The 14,523-nt window shown below is 68.2% G+C and carries 17 protein-coding genes and 1 pseudogene; 10 read left to right on the top strand and 8 right to left on the bottom strand.

What is annotated here, in order from left to right:
• The 3 genes from mltG to CFP71_RS14140 form a co-directional block, all read left to right on the top strand.
• A partial coding sequence (gene mltG, locus CFP71_RS14150; protein ID WP_208635954.1) for an endolytic transglycosylase MltG occupies positions 1-1,084 on the top strand: 1,084 nt, incomplete at its 5' end.
• Positions 1,085-1,097: 13 nt separating this feature from the next.
• Positions 1,098-1,928 carry a shikimate dehydrogenase gene (locus CFP71_RS14145; protein ID WP_244199669.1) on the top strand — a complete coding sequence of 277 codons (831 nt, stop codon included), beginning with the start codon at positions 1,098-1,100 and terminating at the stop codon, positions 1,926-1,928.
• Positions 1,929-1,988: 60 nt separating this feature from the next.
• On the top strand, positions 1,989-3,239 hold the full coding sequence (locus tag CFP71_RS14140) for a GrpB family protein (protein ID WP_093934312.1): 1,251 nt from the start codon (positions 1,989-1,991) through the stop codon (positions 3,237-3,239).
• A 605-nt stretch (positions 3,240-3,844) separates the two neighbouring features.
• Here CFP71_RS14140 and CFP71_RS14135 read toward each other — a convergent pair.
• On the bottom strand, positions 3,845-4,525 hold the full coding sequence (locus CFP71_RS14135) for a TetR/AcrR family transcriptional regulator (protein ID WP_093934315.1): 681 nt from the start codon (positions 4,523-4,525) through the stop codon (positions 3,845-3,847).
• Positions 4,526-4,542: 17 nt separating this feature from the next.
• On the bottom strand, positions 4,543-4,965 hold the full coding sequence (locus CFP71_RS14130) for a hypothetical protein (RefSeq protein ID WP_093934311.1): 423 nt from the start codon (positions 4,963-4,965) through the stop codon (positions 4,543-4,545).
• Between the two features lie 137 nt (positions 4,966-5,102).
• On the opposite strand from CFP71_RS14130, the gene CFP71_RS14125 reads away from it, so the two are divergent.
• Positions 5,103-6,302: an endonuclease/exonuclease/phosphatase family protein gene (locus tag CFP71_RS14125; RefSeq protein ID WP_093934310.1), complete on the top strand. Its 1,200-nt coding sequence runs from the start codon at positions 5,103-5,105 to the stop codon at positions 6,300-6,302.
• 3 nt (positions 6,303-6,305) lie between these two features.
• On the opposite strand, the gene CFP71_RS14120 is transcribed toward CFP71_RS14125, so the two are convergent.
• A complete protein-coding gene (locus tag CFP71_RS14120; protein WP_093934309.1) occupies positions 6,306-6,935 on the bottom strand; it encodes a maleylpyruvate isomerase family mycothiol-dependent enzyme in 630 nt (209 codons plus the stop codon).
• A 92-nt stretch (positions 6,936-7,027) separates the two neighbouring features.
• Here CFP71_RS14120 and CFP71_RS14115 point away from each other — a divergent pair, with 92 nt between their 5' ends.
• Complete coding sequence (locus tag CFP71_RS14115) at positions 7,028-7,969, top strand: D-2-hydroxyacid dehydrogenase family protein (RefSeq protein ID WP_093934308.1); 942 nt, start codon at positions 7,028-7,030, stop codon at positions 7,967-7,969.
• Here the strand turns inward: CFP71_RS14115 and CFP71_RS14110 are convergent.
• Genes CFP71_RS14110 through CFP71_RS14095 form a run of 4 tightly spaced genes read right to left on the bottom strand, consistent with a single transcriptional unit; the run spans position 7,959 to position 11,195 of the window.
• Positions 7,959-8,783, bottom strand: coding sequence for a serine hydrolase domain-containing protein (locus CFP71_RS14110; protein ID WP_093934307.1), 825 nt, complete (start codon positions 8,781-8,783; stop codon positions 7,959-7,961). The two genes, CFP71_RS14115 and CFP71_RS14110, sit on opposite strands and share 11 nt — an antisense overlap.
• Before the next feature lie 60 nt (positions 8,784-8,843).
• Positions 8,844-9,110 (bottom strand): HPr family phosphocarrier protein, encoded by a 267-nt coding sequence (locus CFP71_RS14105; RefSeq protein WP_093934306.1) that lies wholly within the window; start codon positions 9,108-9,110, stop codon positions 8,844-8,846.
• A 40-nt stretch (positions 9,111-9,150) separates the two neighbouring features.
• On the bottom strand, positions 9,151-10,410 hold the full coding sequence (locus tag CFP71_RS14100; protein WP_093934305.1) for a PTS transporter subunit EIIC: 1,260 nt from the start codon (positions 10,408-10,410) through the stop codon (positions 9,151-9,153).
• Positions 10,407-11,195, bottom strand: a complete 789-nt coding sequence (locus CFP71_RS14095) for a GntR family transcriptional regulator (protein WP_076163796.1) — start codon at positions 11,193-11,195, stop codon at positions 10,407-10,409. The genes CFP71_RS14100 and CFP71_RS14095 overlap by 4 nt, the downstream gene beginning before the upstream one ends.
• A 226-nt stretch (positions 11,196-11,421) precedes the next feature.
• Here CFP71_RS14095 and CFP71_RS14090 point away from each other — a divergent pair.
• Together CFP71_RS14090 and CFP71_RS14085 are read left to right on the top strand one after the other, a co-directional pair.
• Positions 11,422-11,667, top strand: a pseudogene (locus tag CFP71_RS14090) (PTS sugar transporter subunit IIB); the annotation flags it as partial.
• Positions 11,664-12,119 carry a PTS sugar transporter subunit IIA gene (locus CFP71_RS14085; RefSeq protein ID WP_093934303.1) on the top strand — a complete coding sequence of 152 codons (456 nt, stop codon included), beginning with the start codon at positions 11,664-11,666 and terminating at the stop codon, positions 12,117-12,119. The pseudogene CFP71_RS14090 and the gene CFP71_RS14085, both read left to right, overlap by 4 nt.
• A gap of 72 nt (positions 12,120-12,191) precedes the next feature.
• Here CFP71_RS14085 and CFP71_RS14080 read toward each other — a convergent pair whose 3' ends face one another.
• Positions 12,192-12,632 carry a QcrA and Rieske domain-containing protein gene (locus tag CFP71_RS14080; protein ID WP_093934302.1) on the bottom strand — a complete coding sequence of 147 codons (441 nt, stop codon included), beginning with the start codon at positions 12,630-12,632 and terminating at the stop codon, positions 12,192-12,194.
• 132 nt (positions 12,633-12,764) lie between these two features.
• On the opposite strand from CFP71_RS14080, the gene CFP71_RS14075 reads away from it, so the two are divergent.
• Genes CFP71_RS14075 through CFP71_RS14065 form a run of 3 tightly spaced genes read left to right on the top strand, consistent with a single transcriptional unit; the run spans position 12,765 to position 14,268 of the window.
• Positions 12,765-13,133, top strand: coding sequence for a hypothetical protein (locus tag CFP71_RS14075; protein ID WP_093934301.1), 369 nt, complete (start codon positions 12,765-12,767; stop codon positions 13,131-13,133).
• Positions 13,130-13,642 (top strand): sigma-70 family RNA polymerase sigma factor, encoded by a 513-nt coding sequence (locus tag CFP71_RS14070; RefSeq protein WP_093934300.1) that lies wholly within the window; start codon positions 13,130-13,132, stop codon positions 13,640-13,642. The genes CFP71_RS14075 and CFP71_RS14070 overlap by 4 nt, the downstream gene beginning before the upstream one ends.
• Entirely contained in the window at positions 13,639-14,268 is a 630-nt protein-coding gene (locus CFP71_RS14065) for an anti-sigma factor family protein (RefSeq protein ID WP_093934299.1), read from the top strand. The genes CFP71_RS14070 and CFP71_RS14065 overlap by 4 nt, the downstream gene beginning before the upstream one ends.
• Positions 14,269-14,523 lie beyond the last annotated feature (255 nt).

Raw genomic sequence — 14,523 nt, 5'->3', positions numbered from 1 at the left:
GCTGACCGTGCTCGTCCTGCTCGCCGGTGGCGCCTACTACGGCTTCACCGAGATCTTCGGCTACGACGACTACGAAGGCTCCGGTGAGAGCGACGTCCTCGTCCAGGTGGAGAAGGGCGACTCGACGTCGGCGATCGGCAACCGGCTCCAGGCGGCCGGGGTGGTCGCCAGCGGCAAGGCGTTCGTGAAGGCGGGCGAGGACAACACCGCCGTCTCGCGGCTGCAGCAGGGCTACTACGTCATGAAGACGAAGATGTCCGGGGCCAGCGCGGTCGAGAAAATGACCGCGCCCGCGTCGAAGGTCGGCCAGGTCGAGATCCGGCCGTACACCCAGTTCCACGACATCACCCAGCCCGACGGCAAGAAGACGCCCGGGGTGTACACGTTGCTGTCCAAGGCTTCCTGCGCGGACCTGAACGGCACGAGCACCTGCATCCCGGTCGAGGAACTGCGGAAGACGATCGAGACCGCGGACCTGGCGAAGCTGGGTGTGCCGTCGTGGGCGGTCGAGGCCGCCACGAACGCCGAGCACAAGGACCGGCGGCTCGAAGGGCTCATCGCGCCGGGCATCTTCAACGTCAAACCCGGCTGGACGGCGGAGGAGCTGCTCACCAACGTCGTGAAGACCTCGGCGGAGCGGATCCTGAACGCCGGGCTGAGCGACCAGTCGAAGGGCGAGGGCAAGACGTCGTACGAGACGCTCGTCATCGCGTCGATCATCGAACGCGAGGCGGTGAAGGCCGACTTCGGGAAGATCTCGCGGGTCATCTACAACCGGCTCGACGAGAAGATGCGGCTCGAGATGGACTCGACCATCAACTACGTCCTCGACCGGCCGACCCTGCTGACCAAACCCGAAGAACGGGAAAAAGCGGGTGTCTACAACACCTACAAGTCGGTCGGCCTGACCCCGACGCCGATCGCGGTCCCGAGCGCGGAGGCGATCCAGGCCGCGCTGAAGCCGACGGCGGGTGAGTGGCTGTTCTTCGTCAAATGCGAGAAGAACGGACTCTCCTGCTTCACGGTGACGAACGACGAGCACAACAAGGCCAAGCTGGACGCACAGAGGCGCGGTGTCTACTAGACGCAAGGCCGCGATCCTCGGGAAACCGGTCGAACACTCGCTCTCGCCCGTGCTGCACGGCGCCGCCTTCCGGGCGCTGGGGCTGGACGGCTGGACCTATGAGCGGGTCGAGATGGACGGTCCCGGGCTGCCCGCGTTCGCCGACGGTCTCGGTCCGGAATGGACCGGGCTGTCGGTGACCATGCCCGGGAAACGGGCCGCGCTGGAGTACGCCGACGAGGTCACGCCGCGCGCGGCCGCCGTCGGCGCGGCGAACACGCTGGTGCGCCGGGAAACCGGCTGGCTGGCCGACTGCACCGACGTCGACGGTGTCACCGAGGCCCTGCGGATCGCGGGGGAGTACCTGCCCGGCGAGGACGACGCGGCCGTCGTCCTCGGTGCGGGCGGGACGGCCGCGGCGGCCGTCGTCGGACTGGCCGCGCTCGGCGTGCGCACCGTCCGGCTCGTCGTACGGGATCCGGCACGGGCGACGGAAACGGTCGAGGCGGCTCAGCGGGCCGGGCTCGACGTCGAGGTCCTGCGCTGGGCCGACGCCGACTTCGGGAAGATCGCCGGGGAATCGGCGGTACTGGTGAACACCGTGCCCCCGGACGCCGTGCGGGGGCACCTGAGCGAACTGGCCGGGATCGGCTGCGTCCTCGACGTCATCTACCACCCCTGGCCGACCGCGCTCGCCGAAGCCGTCGCCGAGCGGGGCGGAAGGCTGGCCACCGGATTGGACATGTTGCTGCATCAGGCTTTCGGGCAATCCGAGTACTTCACCGGACAGCCGGCGCCGCGGGCCGAAATGCGGGACGCGCTGCGCGAGGCGACCGGCGGGATCCTTTCTTTGCCGATCTCCTGACAAGATCCGCCGGATTCGATAATCTGGCCGACTGCCTTGAGGTCGAAACAAGGGGGTCACATGCCTAAACCCGATAGAGACGACTACACCGAAGAGGACATCGACTCCGCGTGGGTCGGTCAGGCTCCGGTGCTGAATTCCACCGTCACGCTGGCCGAATACGATCCGGACTGGCCCGGGCTGTTCGACCGGGAAGCCAAGCGCATCAGGGGGATCCTGGGGGAACGCGCGCTGATCCTGGAGCACGTCGGCTCCACATCGGTGCCGGGACTCTGCGCGAAACCGATCATCGACATCATGCTGGTCGTCGCGGATTCGAACGACGAGGACGCCTATCTGCCGGAGCTGGAAGCGGCGGGGTACCGGCTCGTCATCCGCGAACCGGAGTGGGAGAAGCACCGCTGCTTCAAAGGCCCGGACACCAACATCAACCTGCACGTCTATTCGCCGGACAACGGCCAGACCGAGCGTTATCGCCTCTTCCGCGAGCGCCTGATCGCGCACGAGGACGAGCTGAAGCTCTACGAGGCCAAGAAACGCGAACTGGCGGCGCGCACCTGGAAGTACATCCAGCAGTACGCCGACGCCAAGACCGAGGTGATCGACGAGATCATCGAACGGGCGCGCGCCGCCCAGTACGACGGTTTCGCCCGGCTCTACGCCGCGCACGCCGAGACCAGCAGCACCAACGCCCACTACGACCGCCCGGCCATCGTCGAACTGGCCGGGGACGTGGCGGGCAAGCGGGTGCTGGACGTCGGCTGCGCGGCGGGCCACTTGAGCGCGCTGCTCGCCGCGGGGGGCGCGGACGTCCTCGGCGTCGATGCCAGCGCGGGCATGGTCGCCGTCGCCAGGGACAAGTTCGGAGACGTCGCGAAGTTCGAGACGGCCGACGTCACGCAGCCACTGACGTTCGTCGAGGACGCGTCGATCGACGTCATCACGGCGTCGCTGGTGCTGCACTACCTGAAGGAGTGGGCGCCGGCCCTGGCGGAGTTCCGGCGGGTGCTGAAGCCGGGCGGGCTGCTGGTGTTCTCGGTGCACCACCCGGGCGAGGACTGGCGCTGGTTCGGCAAGGAGAACTACTTCCAGCTCGAACTGCTCGAGGACGAATTCCCGCAGGGGCAGAAGGTGCGCTTCTACCGGAGGCCGCTGAGCTGGACGTTCGGCGCGGTGCGGGACGCCGGGTTCGCCGTCGACAGGCTGGTGGAGCCGATGCCGGAGGAGGCGATCGCCGACACCGACCCGCGCTGGTACGCGAAACTGCGGACGCAGCCGCGGTTCCTGTACTTCAAGACCGTCCGCGATTAGTCCTCTGCTTGCGGTCGATCGCGGCTCGTCCGGCCCTCCATTGATGTCCCCAATGCCTCATCCGAGACGCTCAGCGTCCCGAATGAGGCATTGGGGACATCCCCCAGGGGTTTCGAGGGGCAAGGCAAAGGTGTCCTGTTCGCTTACCGGCGTGTCTGCTAGGGATGTTGCGAAAGCCTCTTTCGCAACCTTCAACGTTGTGAAAGTGGCTTTCACAACGCCTTCACGGACTCGGTACCGGGAATCGGAGGCGGCGGGCGATTGGTGGGTCAAGTGGGTCGTGAGCGGTGGTTCCGCGGCTGCCAGGACGCGACGATGTAGGAATTGGGACGTTGAACGTCCCAATTCCTACATCGTCGCCAGGGGTGCAAGGTCGTGCCAGCCCCACGCGGCACCACGACGAAACAGAGCCTCACCGACAACGGATCCGGACTTTCACTGTCCCGACTCCCTCACCAACGAGACCGAGCGTGGAGGATTTGGGACGTTCAACGTCCCAAATCCTCCACACTCGTCAATCACACCAGTGGGTAGGTAAATTCGGGTCCACCGGAACGTCACTCACGACCACCCCGGCCCGGCACGCAGGCGACGCATTCAGAGGACTAAACGCGATCCGGAGCGGCATCGTCCCGCTTCGACAGGTCCCGGATCAGCGAGACGATCTCCCGGCTGACCGGGCGCAGCACCCGCAGCCGCGAAAGCCCCACCAGCCGCGCGATCAGCGGCACCGTCCGCTCCACCAGCACGCGGCTGCGTTTCTGCTCGCGAGAGCGATCGTGGACCCAGAACAGCACGACCCCCATCTGGTACAGCCACAGCAGATCGGGCAGTTCGTCGCGCAGGTCCGGGTCGAGTTTGGCGTCGGAGCCGTCGATGACGTCGCGCATCAGGCCGACGGAGGACTCCCGTGCGGGCGTCGACTCTTCGCTGAAAGGGCTCAGCGGCGATTCCGGGTCGGCGGCGTTGACGAAGAGCTGTGTGCCGAAGCGGTGGTACGGCTCGGCGACGTCGAGCCAGGTGAGCAGGACCGTCTTGAGCCGCTCGCTGAAGTCCCGCTCACCTTCGATCGCCTGGCGCGCCATCGTCAGGTGCCCTTTGGCGATCTCGTCGTAGAAACCCTGGATCAGCTGGTCTTTCGAGGCGAAGTAGTAGTAGGCGTTCCCGACCGACACGCCCGCTTCGCCCGCGATGGCCCGCATGGTCGTGCGGTCGTAGCCGTTCTCCGCGAACAGCCGCAACGCGGTCGCCACGATCAGCGACCTGGTTTCCTCACTCTTCGCCACCACTGCACGTTATCCGGTCAGGGCGCCGGGTGCGGAGCGGGCGCCGGGTAGCCGGGGTAGGGCTGCGGGGCAGGCGCGGGCCGCGGGGTGACGTGGTTGAGGTGCTTGCGCCGGATGCCGTTGAACACCAGCACGTTCCCGACGTGCATCACGCCGAGCACGAGCGCCACGGTGCCGACCTTGACCGACACCATCTCGAAGACGTCGCGCGCGTCGAGGACGGTGTCGTCGCTGGTCAGGAACAGGGTCACGAAACCCAGGCTGACCAGGTAGAACCCGACGACGAGCAGTTGGTTGACCGAATGCGCCAGCGCCTGCTTGTCCTGGAAGACGTCCTCCAGGAACGTCTTGCCGTGCCTGCTCAGGGTGCGGGCGACGAGGACGGTCAGGGGGACGGTGATGGCCAGGTAGAGCGCGTAGGCCACGACTACGGGTTGCATGGGGACCTCCTTTTGAACGTGTTCAAGAAATACCGTAGCCGAGATTTTGAACGCGTTCAAGAGATGCTGTTCACCTGAAGCTCACCCGGGCGTGCGCGCGGGGTGCGTAAGGTCGCACCGACTCTGGGAGGTAAGACGTGAAACGCATCGCCGCCGTGCTCACATCGGGCGCCTTGCTGGCCGGGACGCTGCTGGCCGCCACCCCGGCGGAAGCCACCGTCGGGCAGAACGTCCGCTTCGCGACGTTCAACGCTTCGCTCAACCGCGGAGCCGCCGGTCAGCTGGTGACCGACCTGTCGCAGCCGGGCAACGCGCAGGCGAACGAGGTCGCCGAGGTGATCCAGCGCAACCGGCCGGACGTGCTGCTGATCAACGAGTTCGACTACGTGCCCGGCAACCGCGCCGCGGACCTGTTCCGCGAGAACTACCTGAAGCGCGGTCAGAACGGCGCCGCGCCGATCGACTACCCGTACGCCTTCACCGCACCGTCGAACACCGGTGTCGCGACCGGCTTCGACCTCGACCGCGACGGCAAGGTCGGCGGCGGAAACGACGCGCACGGCTTCGGCCTCTTCGAGGGGCAGTACGGCATGCTCGTGCTGTCCAAGTACCCGATCGACACGAAGAGCGTGCGGACCTTCCAGAAGTTCCTGTGGAAGGACATGCCCGGCGCGCTGCTGCCGGACGACCCGGCCACGCCGGCGCCGAACGACTGGTACTCGCCGCAGGCGCTCGACGTACTGCGCCTGTCGTCGAAGTCCCACTGGGACGTCCCGATCCGCGTCGGCCGCTCGACCGTGCACTTCCTGGCCGCGCACCCGACGCCGCCCACCTTCGACGGTCCCGAAGACCGCAACGGCACCCGCAACAACGACGAGATCCGCTTCTGGGCGGATTACGTGACCCCGGGCAAGGGCCGCTACATCCACGACGACCGGGGCCGCCGGGGCGGGCTGGGCGCGCACGAGAAGTTCGTCGTCGCCGGCGACCACAACTCCGACCCGCTCGACGGCGACAGCGTCCCGGGCGCGATCTCACGCCTGCTGAACGCGCCGCGAGTCATCGAGACCCGGCCGGGCAGCGAAGGCGGCGTCCGGGCGGCTCAGGACCAGGCCGGCGCCAACATCGGCCAGAAGGGTGACCCGTACTTCGACACCGGCGACTTCAACGACAACGCGCCGGGGAACCTGCGGATCGACTATGTCCTGCCGTCCAAGGGCCTGTTCCCCTGGCGCGCCGAGGTGTTCTGGCCGCTGCCCGATTCGCCGCTCGCCCGGCTCAACGACGCCTCGGACCACCATCTGGTGCGGGTCGACGTGTTCGTCCCGCGCTGGTGACCCTCAGCGGGCGCCGAGCAACGCGGCGCCCGGACCGGTGAGCGTGGCCAGGCCGGTGCTCCGGCCGCTCACGGCCAGGAGCAGGTCGACGAGCGGGCCCCGGACTTCCTCGGGGCCCGCTCCGCCGGACCACTCGGCGTCGGTGGCGATCAGCTTGAGGTTCCGGCAGCGCTTCTTGGCGCCCCAGAACGGGCTGACGAGCAGGTGCTCCAGGGAGGCGATCGCCGGCTGTTCCGGCATCGGCCTGGCGATCCCGAGCGGGCGGGCGACGTCCTGGCCGTGGATCAGCACGTCGGCGAGCGGATCGACCGGTTTGGCGCCGGGCGAGCGACGCGGTGATCCGGCGTCCTCGCGGATCTGGGCGACGAGTTCCGCGGGGGAGAACCGGGCGCCGTAGGCGATGGCCTGGTCGACGTTCATCCGGTCCCAGTTCCCCTTGGCCTTGACGATGCCGACGAGGGTGTCCTTGAGCCGGTTCCTGGTGGACTGCGCCAGATGGGCGGCCATCGCGTGGACCGTCCATTCCGTACAGAGGGTGGTCACCGACCAGTCGTGCTCGGCGAGACTTTCCAGCAGATCCGCGAAGCTCAGCCGTTCCGTCTCGGTCCAGGCCAAGATCTCGCCGTCGTTCATCCCGCTCCTCTGTTCCGAGATACACCTCGCCGCCATGGAACCAGAGTTCGCGCCGTTCGGGTTCTTCGAAGGTGCTCAACTAGCCTGAGGGTATGAAGATCGCGATTCTCGACGACTACCAGGAAGTGGCGCTCGGTTTCGGGGACTGGGACTCCCTCGGCGCCGACATCGAGGTGTTCACGAAGCCGTTCGCGGACCCCGCCGACGTGGTGGCCCACCTACGGGACTTCGAGGTCGTGGTCGCGATGCGCGAGCGCACCCGTTTCCCCGCCGAGGTGCTCGACCGGCTGCCCGCGCTCAAGCTGCTGGTGAGCACCGGTCACCGCAACGCCGCGATCGACGTGGCCGCCGCCCGTCGCAACGGCGTGGTCGTCTCCTCCACGGGGTACATCGCCGCCCCGGCCGCCGAGCACACCTGGGCGCTGATCCTCGCCGCCGCGCGGAACGTGCCGGTGGAGTCGAAGAACATGCGCGAGGGCGGCTGGCAGACCACGGTCGGCACGATCCTGTCCGGCAAGACCCTCGGCCTGCTGGGCCTCGGCAGGCTCGGCGCCGGTGCGGCCAAGATCGGCCAGGCGTTCGGCATGGAGACCATCGCGTGGAGCCAGAACCTGACCCAGGAGAAGGCCGATCCGCACGGTGTCACGGCGGTGTCGAAGGACGAACTGTTCGCCCGCGCGGACGTCCTTTCGATCCACCTGGTGCTCAGCCGCCGCACCCGGGGGCTGGTCGGCGCGCCCGAGCTCGCCGCGATGAAGCCGTCGGCGATGCTGGTCAACACCTCGCGCGGCCCGATCGTGGATGAAGCCGCCTTGGTGGACTCCTTACGCCGCAAGGAGATCGCGGTCGCCGCGCTGGATGTCTACGATGTCGAGCCGCTGCCGTCGGAGCATCCGCTGCGGACGCTCGACAACGTCGTGCTCACCCCGCACATCGGCTACGTCACCCGGGAGGCCTACGAGATCTTCTACCGCGACGCGGTCGAGGACATCGCGGCCTTCCAGGCGGGTTCGCCGGTCCGCGTCATGGAGTGAGGCCGCGCAGCTCCGAGAGCACGGCGTCGGTGTAGGGCGGCCACACCTCGGCCGCCCACGGGCCGAAAGCGCGGTCGGTGAGCGCGACACAGGCGGCGCCGGCGTCGGGGTCGACCCAGAGGAACGTTCCGGACTGCCCGAAGTGGCCGAACGTCCGCGGCGAGCTCGACGAGCCTGTCCAATGTGGACTCTTGTGGTCGCGGATCTCGAAACCGAGGCCCCAGTCGTTCGGCTTCTGGTGGCCGAAACCGGGCAGGACGCCGGAAAGCCCGGGGAAGACCACGGAGGTCGCCTCGCGCACGGTCTCGGCGGCGATGAGCTTCGGCGCCTGCAATTCGGCGGCGAAAGCGACGAGGTCGTCCACAGTGGACTCCGCGCCCGAGGCGGGGGAGCCGGTCAGCTTGGTCGACTTCATGCCCAGCGGCTGGAAAAGCGCCTCCGCCTGGTAGTCGGCGAAGGGGATCCCGGAATGCTCGGTGAGTGCGTCGGCGAGCTGCTCGAAACCGGCGTTGGAGTACAGGCGGCGGTTGCCCGGCGCGGCCATCGGCTTGTGCTCGTTGAAGGCCAGGCCCGAGGTGTGCGCGAGCAGATGCCGGATCGTGGCGCCCTCCGGCCCGGCGGGGGTGTCGAGTTCGACGACGCCCTCTTCGATGGCGATCAGCGCGGCGTAGGCCGTGAGCGGTTTGGTCACCGACGCCAGCCGGTACACCTTCGTCGTGTCGCCGTGGGTGCCCAGCACGTCACCGGCGGCGGTCACCACGGCCGTGGCGGCGTTGTCCACCGGCCACTGTTCGATCTCGCGCACGCTCTCCATGCCTACACCCTACGAAGCCCGGGCCGGTCGGGGACGGCCCGGGCTTCGCAGGGATGAGGATCAGGCGTCGAGGTCCGTCGCCACCAGCTCGGCGATGGCCTCGACGGCCGCCTCGGCACCTTCACCCTCGGCACTGATGATGACCTCGTCGCCGTAGCCGGCGGCGAGCGTCATCAGGTTCAGCACGCTGCCGGCCGCGACCGGGTCGCCGCCCGCCTTGGCGATCGAAACCGCGACGGGCTGCGCCGCGGCCGCCTTGGCGACCGTCGCCGCGGGCCTGGCGTGCAGGCCCACCTTGCTGGCCACGGTGACGCGTTTCTCCGGCATGTTCTTTCCCTTTCGTGCCTTCGGTTCTACTGAGCTGAAACTACTTGGCGGGCTTGGCCGCGGTGGCTTCGAGGTCGGCCTCGATCGAGTCGTCCTCGCGGCCCGGGGTGCGCAGGTTCCACTTCTTGATCACGAAGCGGAAGATCACGTAGTAGATGACCCCGTAGGCCAGGCCGATCGGGAGGAGCAGCCAGACGTTGCTGCTCGCCGCCGGGAGACCGCTGTTGAGCGCGAAGTCGATCGCACCGGCCGAGAAGCCGAAGCCCAGGTGGATGTCGAGCGCGTTCACCAGTGCCAGCGACGTGCCGGTCAGGACCGCGTGGATCAGGTACAGCGGCCACGCGACGAACATGAACGAGAACTCGATCGGTTCGGTGATACCGGTCAGGAACGAGGTCAGCGCACCGGCGATCATCACACCGCCGACGATCTTCTTCTGGCTCGGCTTGGCGCTCTGCCAGATCGCCAGTGCCGCGGCGGGGATGGCGAACATGAAGATCGGGAAGAAGCCGGTCATGAAGGTACCGGCGGTCGGGTCCTCGAGCTTGAAGAACTTCGGAATGTCGCCGCCGTCGAAGATGAACCACACCGGCACGTTCAGCAGCTGGTGGAGACCGACCGGGATCAGCAGACGGTTGAGCACACCGTAAATGCCGCCACCGACGACGGGAGCCCCGGTGACCGCTTCACCGGCCGCCTGGATGCCGTCGTTGACCCAGTGGAAGACCAGGCCCAGCGGCACCGCGAGGATCATCATGACCACGGCGGTGATGATCGGCACGAACCGGCGGCCGCCGAAGAACGCCAGGTACGGCGGCAGCTTGATCCGGTAGAACTTCTGCCACAGCAGGGCGGTGACGAGGCCGACGATCACACCGGCCAGCACACTGTAAGGCCACTTGAGCGGGTTGAGCATCAGGCCGGCGGGCTTCTCGGGATCCCATCCGGGAAGCTCGGAGAACGGCGCGAGGACCTGGAGAACGCTGGTGAACACGAAGAAACCGACCACGGCGGCCAGTCCGGTCGCGCCGTCGCTCTTCCGGGCGAAGCCGACGGCGATACCCACCGCGAACAGGAGCGGCAGCCAGCTGAACAGCGAGTTGCCCGCCGCGCCGAGAACCTCGGCGACTTTGGTCCAGCCGAGCCCTTTCTCGCCGAGCAGGTCGGGCTGACCGAACCTGTTGAGGAGCGCGGCGGCGGGCAGAGCGGCGATCGGGAGCATGAGGCTGCGGCCGAAGCGCTGAAGCCCGGCCAGGCCCTTGCCCTTGCTCTTCGCCCCCTCGGCGGTGGTGGAGCTCATCGGGTACCTCCGTAGTGAGGATGGTGACCGGAATCCGGGGTGTTCCGGTCAAGCTGCATGGTGACCTGGTAGTGATCGCCCCGGTACCAGGAAGTCATGTCTTCGATCGGTTCCCCGTTGACGCTGGAGACCCGGCGGAAGACAAGAAGCGGACTGCCGGCGCGCATGCCGAGCAGGCGTGCCGTTTCGCGGTCCGCGGATTCGGCCCAGACCGTCTGCCACGCGTGGTCCGGGCGGAGGTCATACGACTGGGCGAGTTGGACGTACAACGATCGAGTGAGATCGAGGTCGAGCAGACCGGGCATCCGGCCCGCGTGATACCAGCCACGTTCGACCGCGAGCGGCACTCCGTCGGCACGGCGGAGCCGTACCAGCCGGTGTGCCGGGGTTCCGGCGGTCAAGCCGAGAGCGTGCGCCGAGGGGGCGGGCGGGACCTCGGTGGCGGTCTTGACGACCTCCGTGGTCGGGGTCATCCCGCGACGGCGCATGTCCTCGGTGAAGGACATCAGGTAGAGCTGCAGTTCCATCCGCCTCGCGGCGGTGAACGTCCCCTTGCCGCGCACCCGCGACAAGAGCCCTTCTTCGACCAGCTTGCCGATCGCCGACCGGACGGTGAGCCGCGACACCTGATAGGTCTCGGCGAGGTCACGTTCCGAGGGGATCGGTGAGCCGGGGGGTAGCTCACGCTCCACCGTGCGGCGCAGAATCTCCCGCAGCTGGGCGTGCTTGGGCGTCGGTCCGTTGATCACACGGTCGGACGGCGGCAGCTGCGCCGAAGCGCTCATGACGGTCACCGTCCTTTCGGGCCGGTCGGTTTCGGGTAACCCGTACTCGCATCTGGTCCGGAAGATTGGTACGTTCCGGTCTAGACCAATGATCCGATGGGGCAGGATGCTCCGTCGCACGAGCGGGTGTCAACCACCGTTACGCGTTCGTGGCCAGGCATCGGGTGCGAGTCGGCGAACGGCGTAGTAAAGCTGGGTCGCATGTGGGAAACCGACAGGGAACAGGGAGACCGCGATGGCGGATGACAGGGCGGAAAAGATCCTCGCGGCGCTCGGCGGCGCCGAGAACCTCGTCGAGGTGGAGGGGTGCATCACCCGGCTGCGTTGTGAGCTCGAAGACATGAGCCTGCTCGACGAGGCGGCGCTGAAGGCGGCAGGCGCGATGGGTGTCGTGCGCATGGGTGCCGGTGTGCAGGTGATCGTGGGACCGGAGGCCGACACGATCGCCAGTGAGATCGAGGATCTGCTGTGAGTTTGGAGATCCTGAGCCCGGTAGGCGGCAAGACGACCGCTATGACCGAAGTGCCCGACCCGGTCTTCGCGCAGGCGATGGTCGGCCCCGGCCTCGCGGTCCTGCCCTCGGGCGGGCGCCAGGACGCCGTCGCGCCGGTCGACGGGACGATCGTGACCCTGCACCCGCACGCCTTCGTGGTGGCCACCGAAGACGGCCGCGGAGTGCTGGTCCACCTCGGGATCGACACGGTGAAGGAGAAGGGCGAGGGGTTCACCCTCCACGTCGTCAAGGGTGAGGCCGTCCGTGCCGGGCAGCCGGTCGTCGGCTGGGACCCGGACGCGGTCAAGGCCGCCGGCTACTCGCCGATCGTGCCGGTGGTGGCGCTGGACGCGAAGGCCGAAGTCCTTTCGGGACTGCTCACCGGCGGCGACGTCGAGGCGGGCGACCCGATCTTCACCTGGGACAGCTGAACTTCCGCGCCGATGTCATGAGGGGTCCCCTTAGGACACTTTTCGTCCTAAGGGGACCCCTCATGACGTTTCTCAGGCGGTGACGACCTGGCCGTTCGCGACCTTCACCGCGATCGAGGGCAGCGGCTGGTCCGCCGGTCCCTTCTTGACCGCGCCGGTCTTCGCGTCGAAGACCGAGTTGTGGCAAGGACATTTGAGTTCCGCGCCGTCCGGGACGACCGCGCAGCCCTGGTGGGTGCAGATCGCGCTGAACGCCGCCGCCGCGTCCTCGGCGGTCCTGGTGACGATGACGTCCTTGCCGTCGGCGGTCTTGGCGGCCTTCGCCTGGCCGACCTCGATGTCGGCGAGCGCGGTCAGGGTCTCGCCCGGTGCCGCGGCGGGTGGAGCGGCGGCCGAGCCGGACGACGGGGAGTCGCTTCCGCAGGCCGAGAGGGCCACGGCACCGACGGCCGCGCCGGCGACGGCGGCCCCGGTGGTCAGGACGGTGCGGCGGGAGTGAAGTTCGGCAGTCATGCCCCTACACACGGCAGAAGCGGCCATCCGGTTCAATTTCGCCGACCGATCGGGTGCCGGATTGAACCGAAAGCCCCTCTTTTCCGTGTTCAAGGGCATAGGGGAACCGAACACGCGGAAAGAGATACGGACATGATCCGGTGGTTGTTGCGGGCGGTGGTGGCGGCGGGCCTGCTCGGCTCGGCGTGGGTGCATTACGTCGTATGGCAGGACTGGGCGTCGGAAACGGCCGTGGTCGGACCGCTCTTCCTGGTGAACGTCGTCGCGGGCGTGGTGCTCGCGATCGCCGTCCTGGCCTGGCACCACTGGCTTCCCGCGCTCGCGGCGATCGGATTCGGCCTGGCCACCCTGGGCGCGTACGCGCTCTCGCTGACCACCGGGTTCTTCGGCGTCTCGGAGCGCTTCACCAGCCAGGCCGAGATCTGGGGCGTGATCACCGAAGCGGTATGCGTGATCTTCGCCCTTCCCCTGCTCCGCAACCGCGAGAGCACGGATCGGTGAAGGAATTCGCGGAGGACCGGCTGATGCGGGCTCTGCACGACGAGCACGCCGCGGCGCTCTGGTCCTACGCACTGCACCTCACCAGTGGCGACCGGGTCCGCGCGGAGGACGTCGTCCAGGAGACGCTGCTGCGGGCCTGGCGCAACGCGAAGGTGCTCGACCAGTCCGAAGGATCGGCGCGAGGCTGGCTGTTCACCGTGGCGAGGCGGATCGCCATCGACGACTGGCGTGCCTCCGAGGCGCATCCGGAGGTGGTGACCGGTCAGCCGCCCGAAACGGCGATCACGGACGGCACCGAACGGGCGGTCCAGGGCTGGCTGGTCGCCGAAGCCCTCGGCGAACTCTCGCCACGACATCGGGACGTACTCGTCCTGTGCTACTTCCAGGGTTACTCCGTCGCCGACGCGGCGAAGCGGCTGGGGGTGGCCGAAGGGACGATCAAGTCGCGGACGCACTACGCCCTGCGGGCGTTGCGGCTCGTATTGGAGGAAAGAGGGGTGACTCAATGACCGACCCCTTCGCCACCTACGACGCGGCCTATGTGCTCGGCGCGTTGTCCCCGGAAGACCGGTCCGCTTACGAGAGACACCTTCGCGTGTGCGACCGGTGCGCGGCTTCCGTGCGCGATCTGGCCGGGATCCCCGGACTGCTCGCCCAGGCCGGCGCCCCAGCGCTGGTGGAGGAGGAACCGGCGCCCTCGCCGGAACTGCTGCCCGCCGTGCTCAAACGGGTCCGCCGGGGGAGGCGGATCCAGCGGGCGATCACCACCACCGCGGCCGGGATCGCCGTCGCCGCCGGTGTCGCGCTCGTGGTCGTCCTGACCGGGCCGATCGCGGCGGCGGGCGACCCGATGACCCCGCTCGGCGACTACCCGGTGACCGCCGAGGTCGCCATGTCCGCCACGGACACCGGCACGAAGGTCGATATGACGTGCAGTTACGGCGGCAACCGCACCGGTGACTACATCCTGGTCGCCGTCGACGCGGACGGAGGCACCAGCGAACTGGCGTCCTGGCGGGCGATGCCCAAGGACACCGCGCACATCGTGGTCGGCACCGCGATGCGCGCCGGGGACATCAGGGCACTGGAGATCCGCACGCCCTCGGGTCTCCCGCTGCTGCGGATGAACCCCTGATCCCAGTGCCATGACAGGACTTCGGCGCCGGAAGCGGTGCGGATTGCCCGCCCCCCGGCTCGCCGGCCCGGCGGCCGGGTGTCCCCAATGTGGCATTGGGGGCGCTCATCGTCCCCAATGCCACATTGGGGACAGGTGTCGCCGGGGTTGACGCGCCCGGCTGCACATCACTCAGCTGACAGGCAGCGCCTACAGCGGTTCCGGCGTGCTGCCCGACTCCAACTTCGGCCGTTGCCGGACTCACCGACAGATCGG

Origin of the sequence: Amycolatopsis thailandensis (assembly GCF_002234405.1) — a bacterium.
GTDB lineage: Bacteria > Actinomycetota > Actinomycetes > Mycobacteriales > Pseudonocardiaceae > Amycolatopsis > Amycolatopsis thailandensis.
This window is presented reverse-complemented; position numbering and strand designations above follow the sequence as displayed.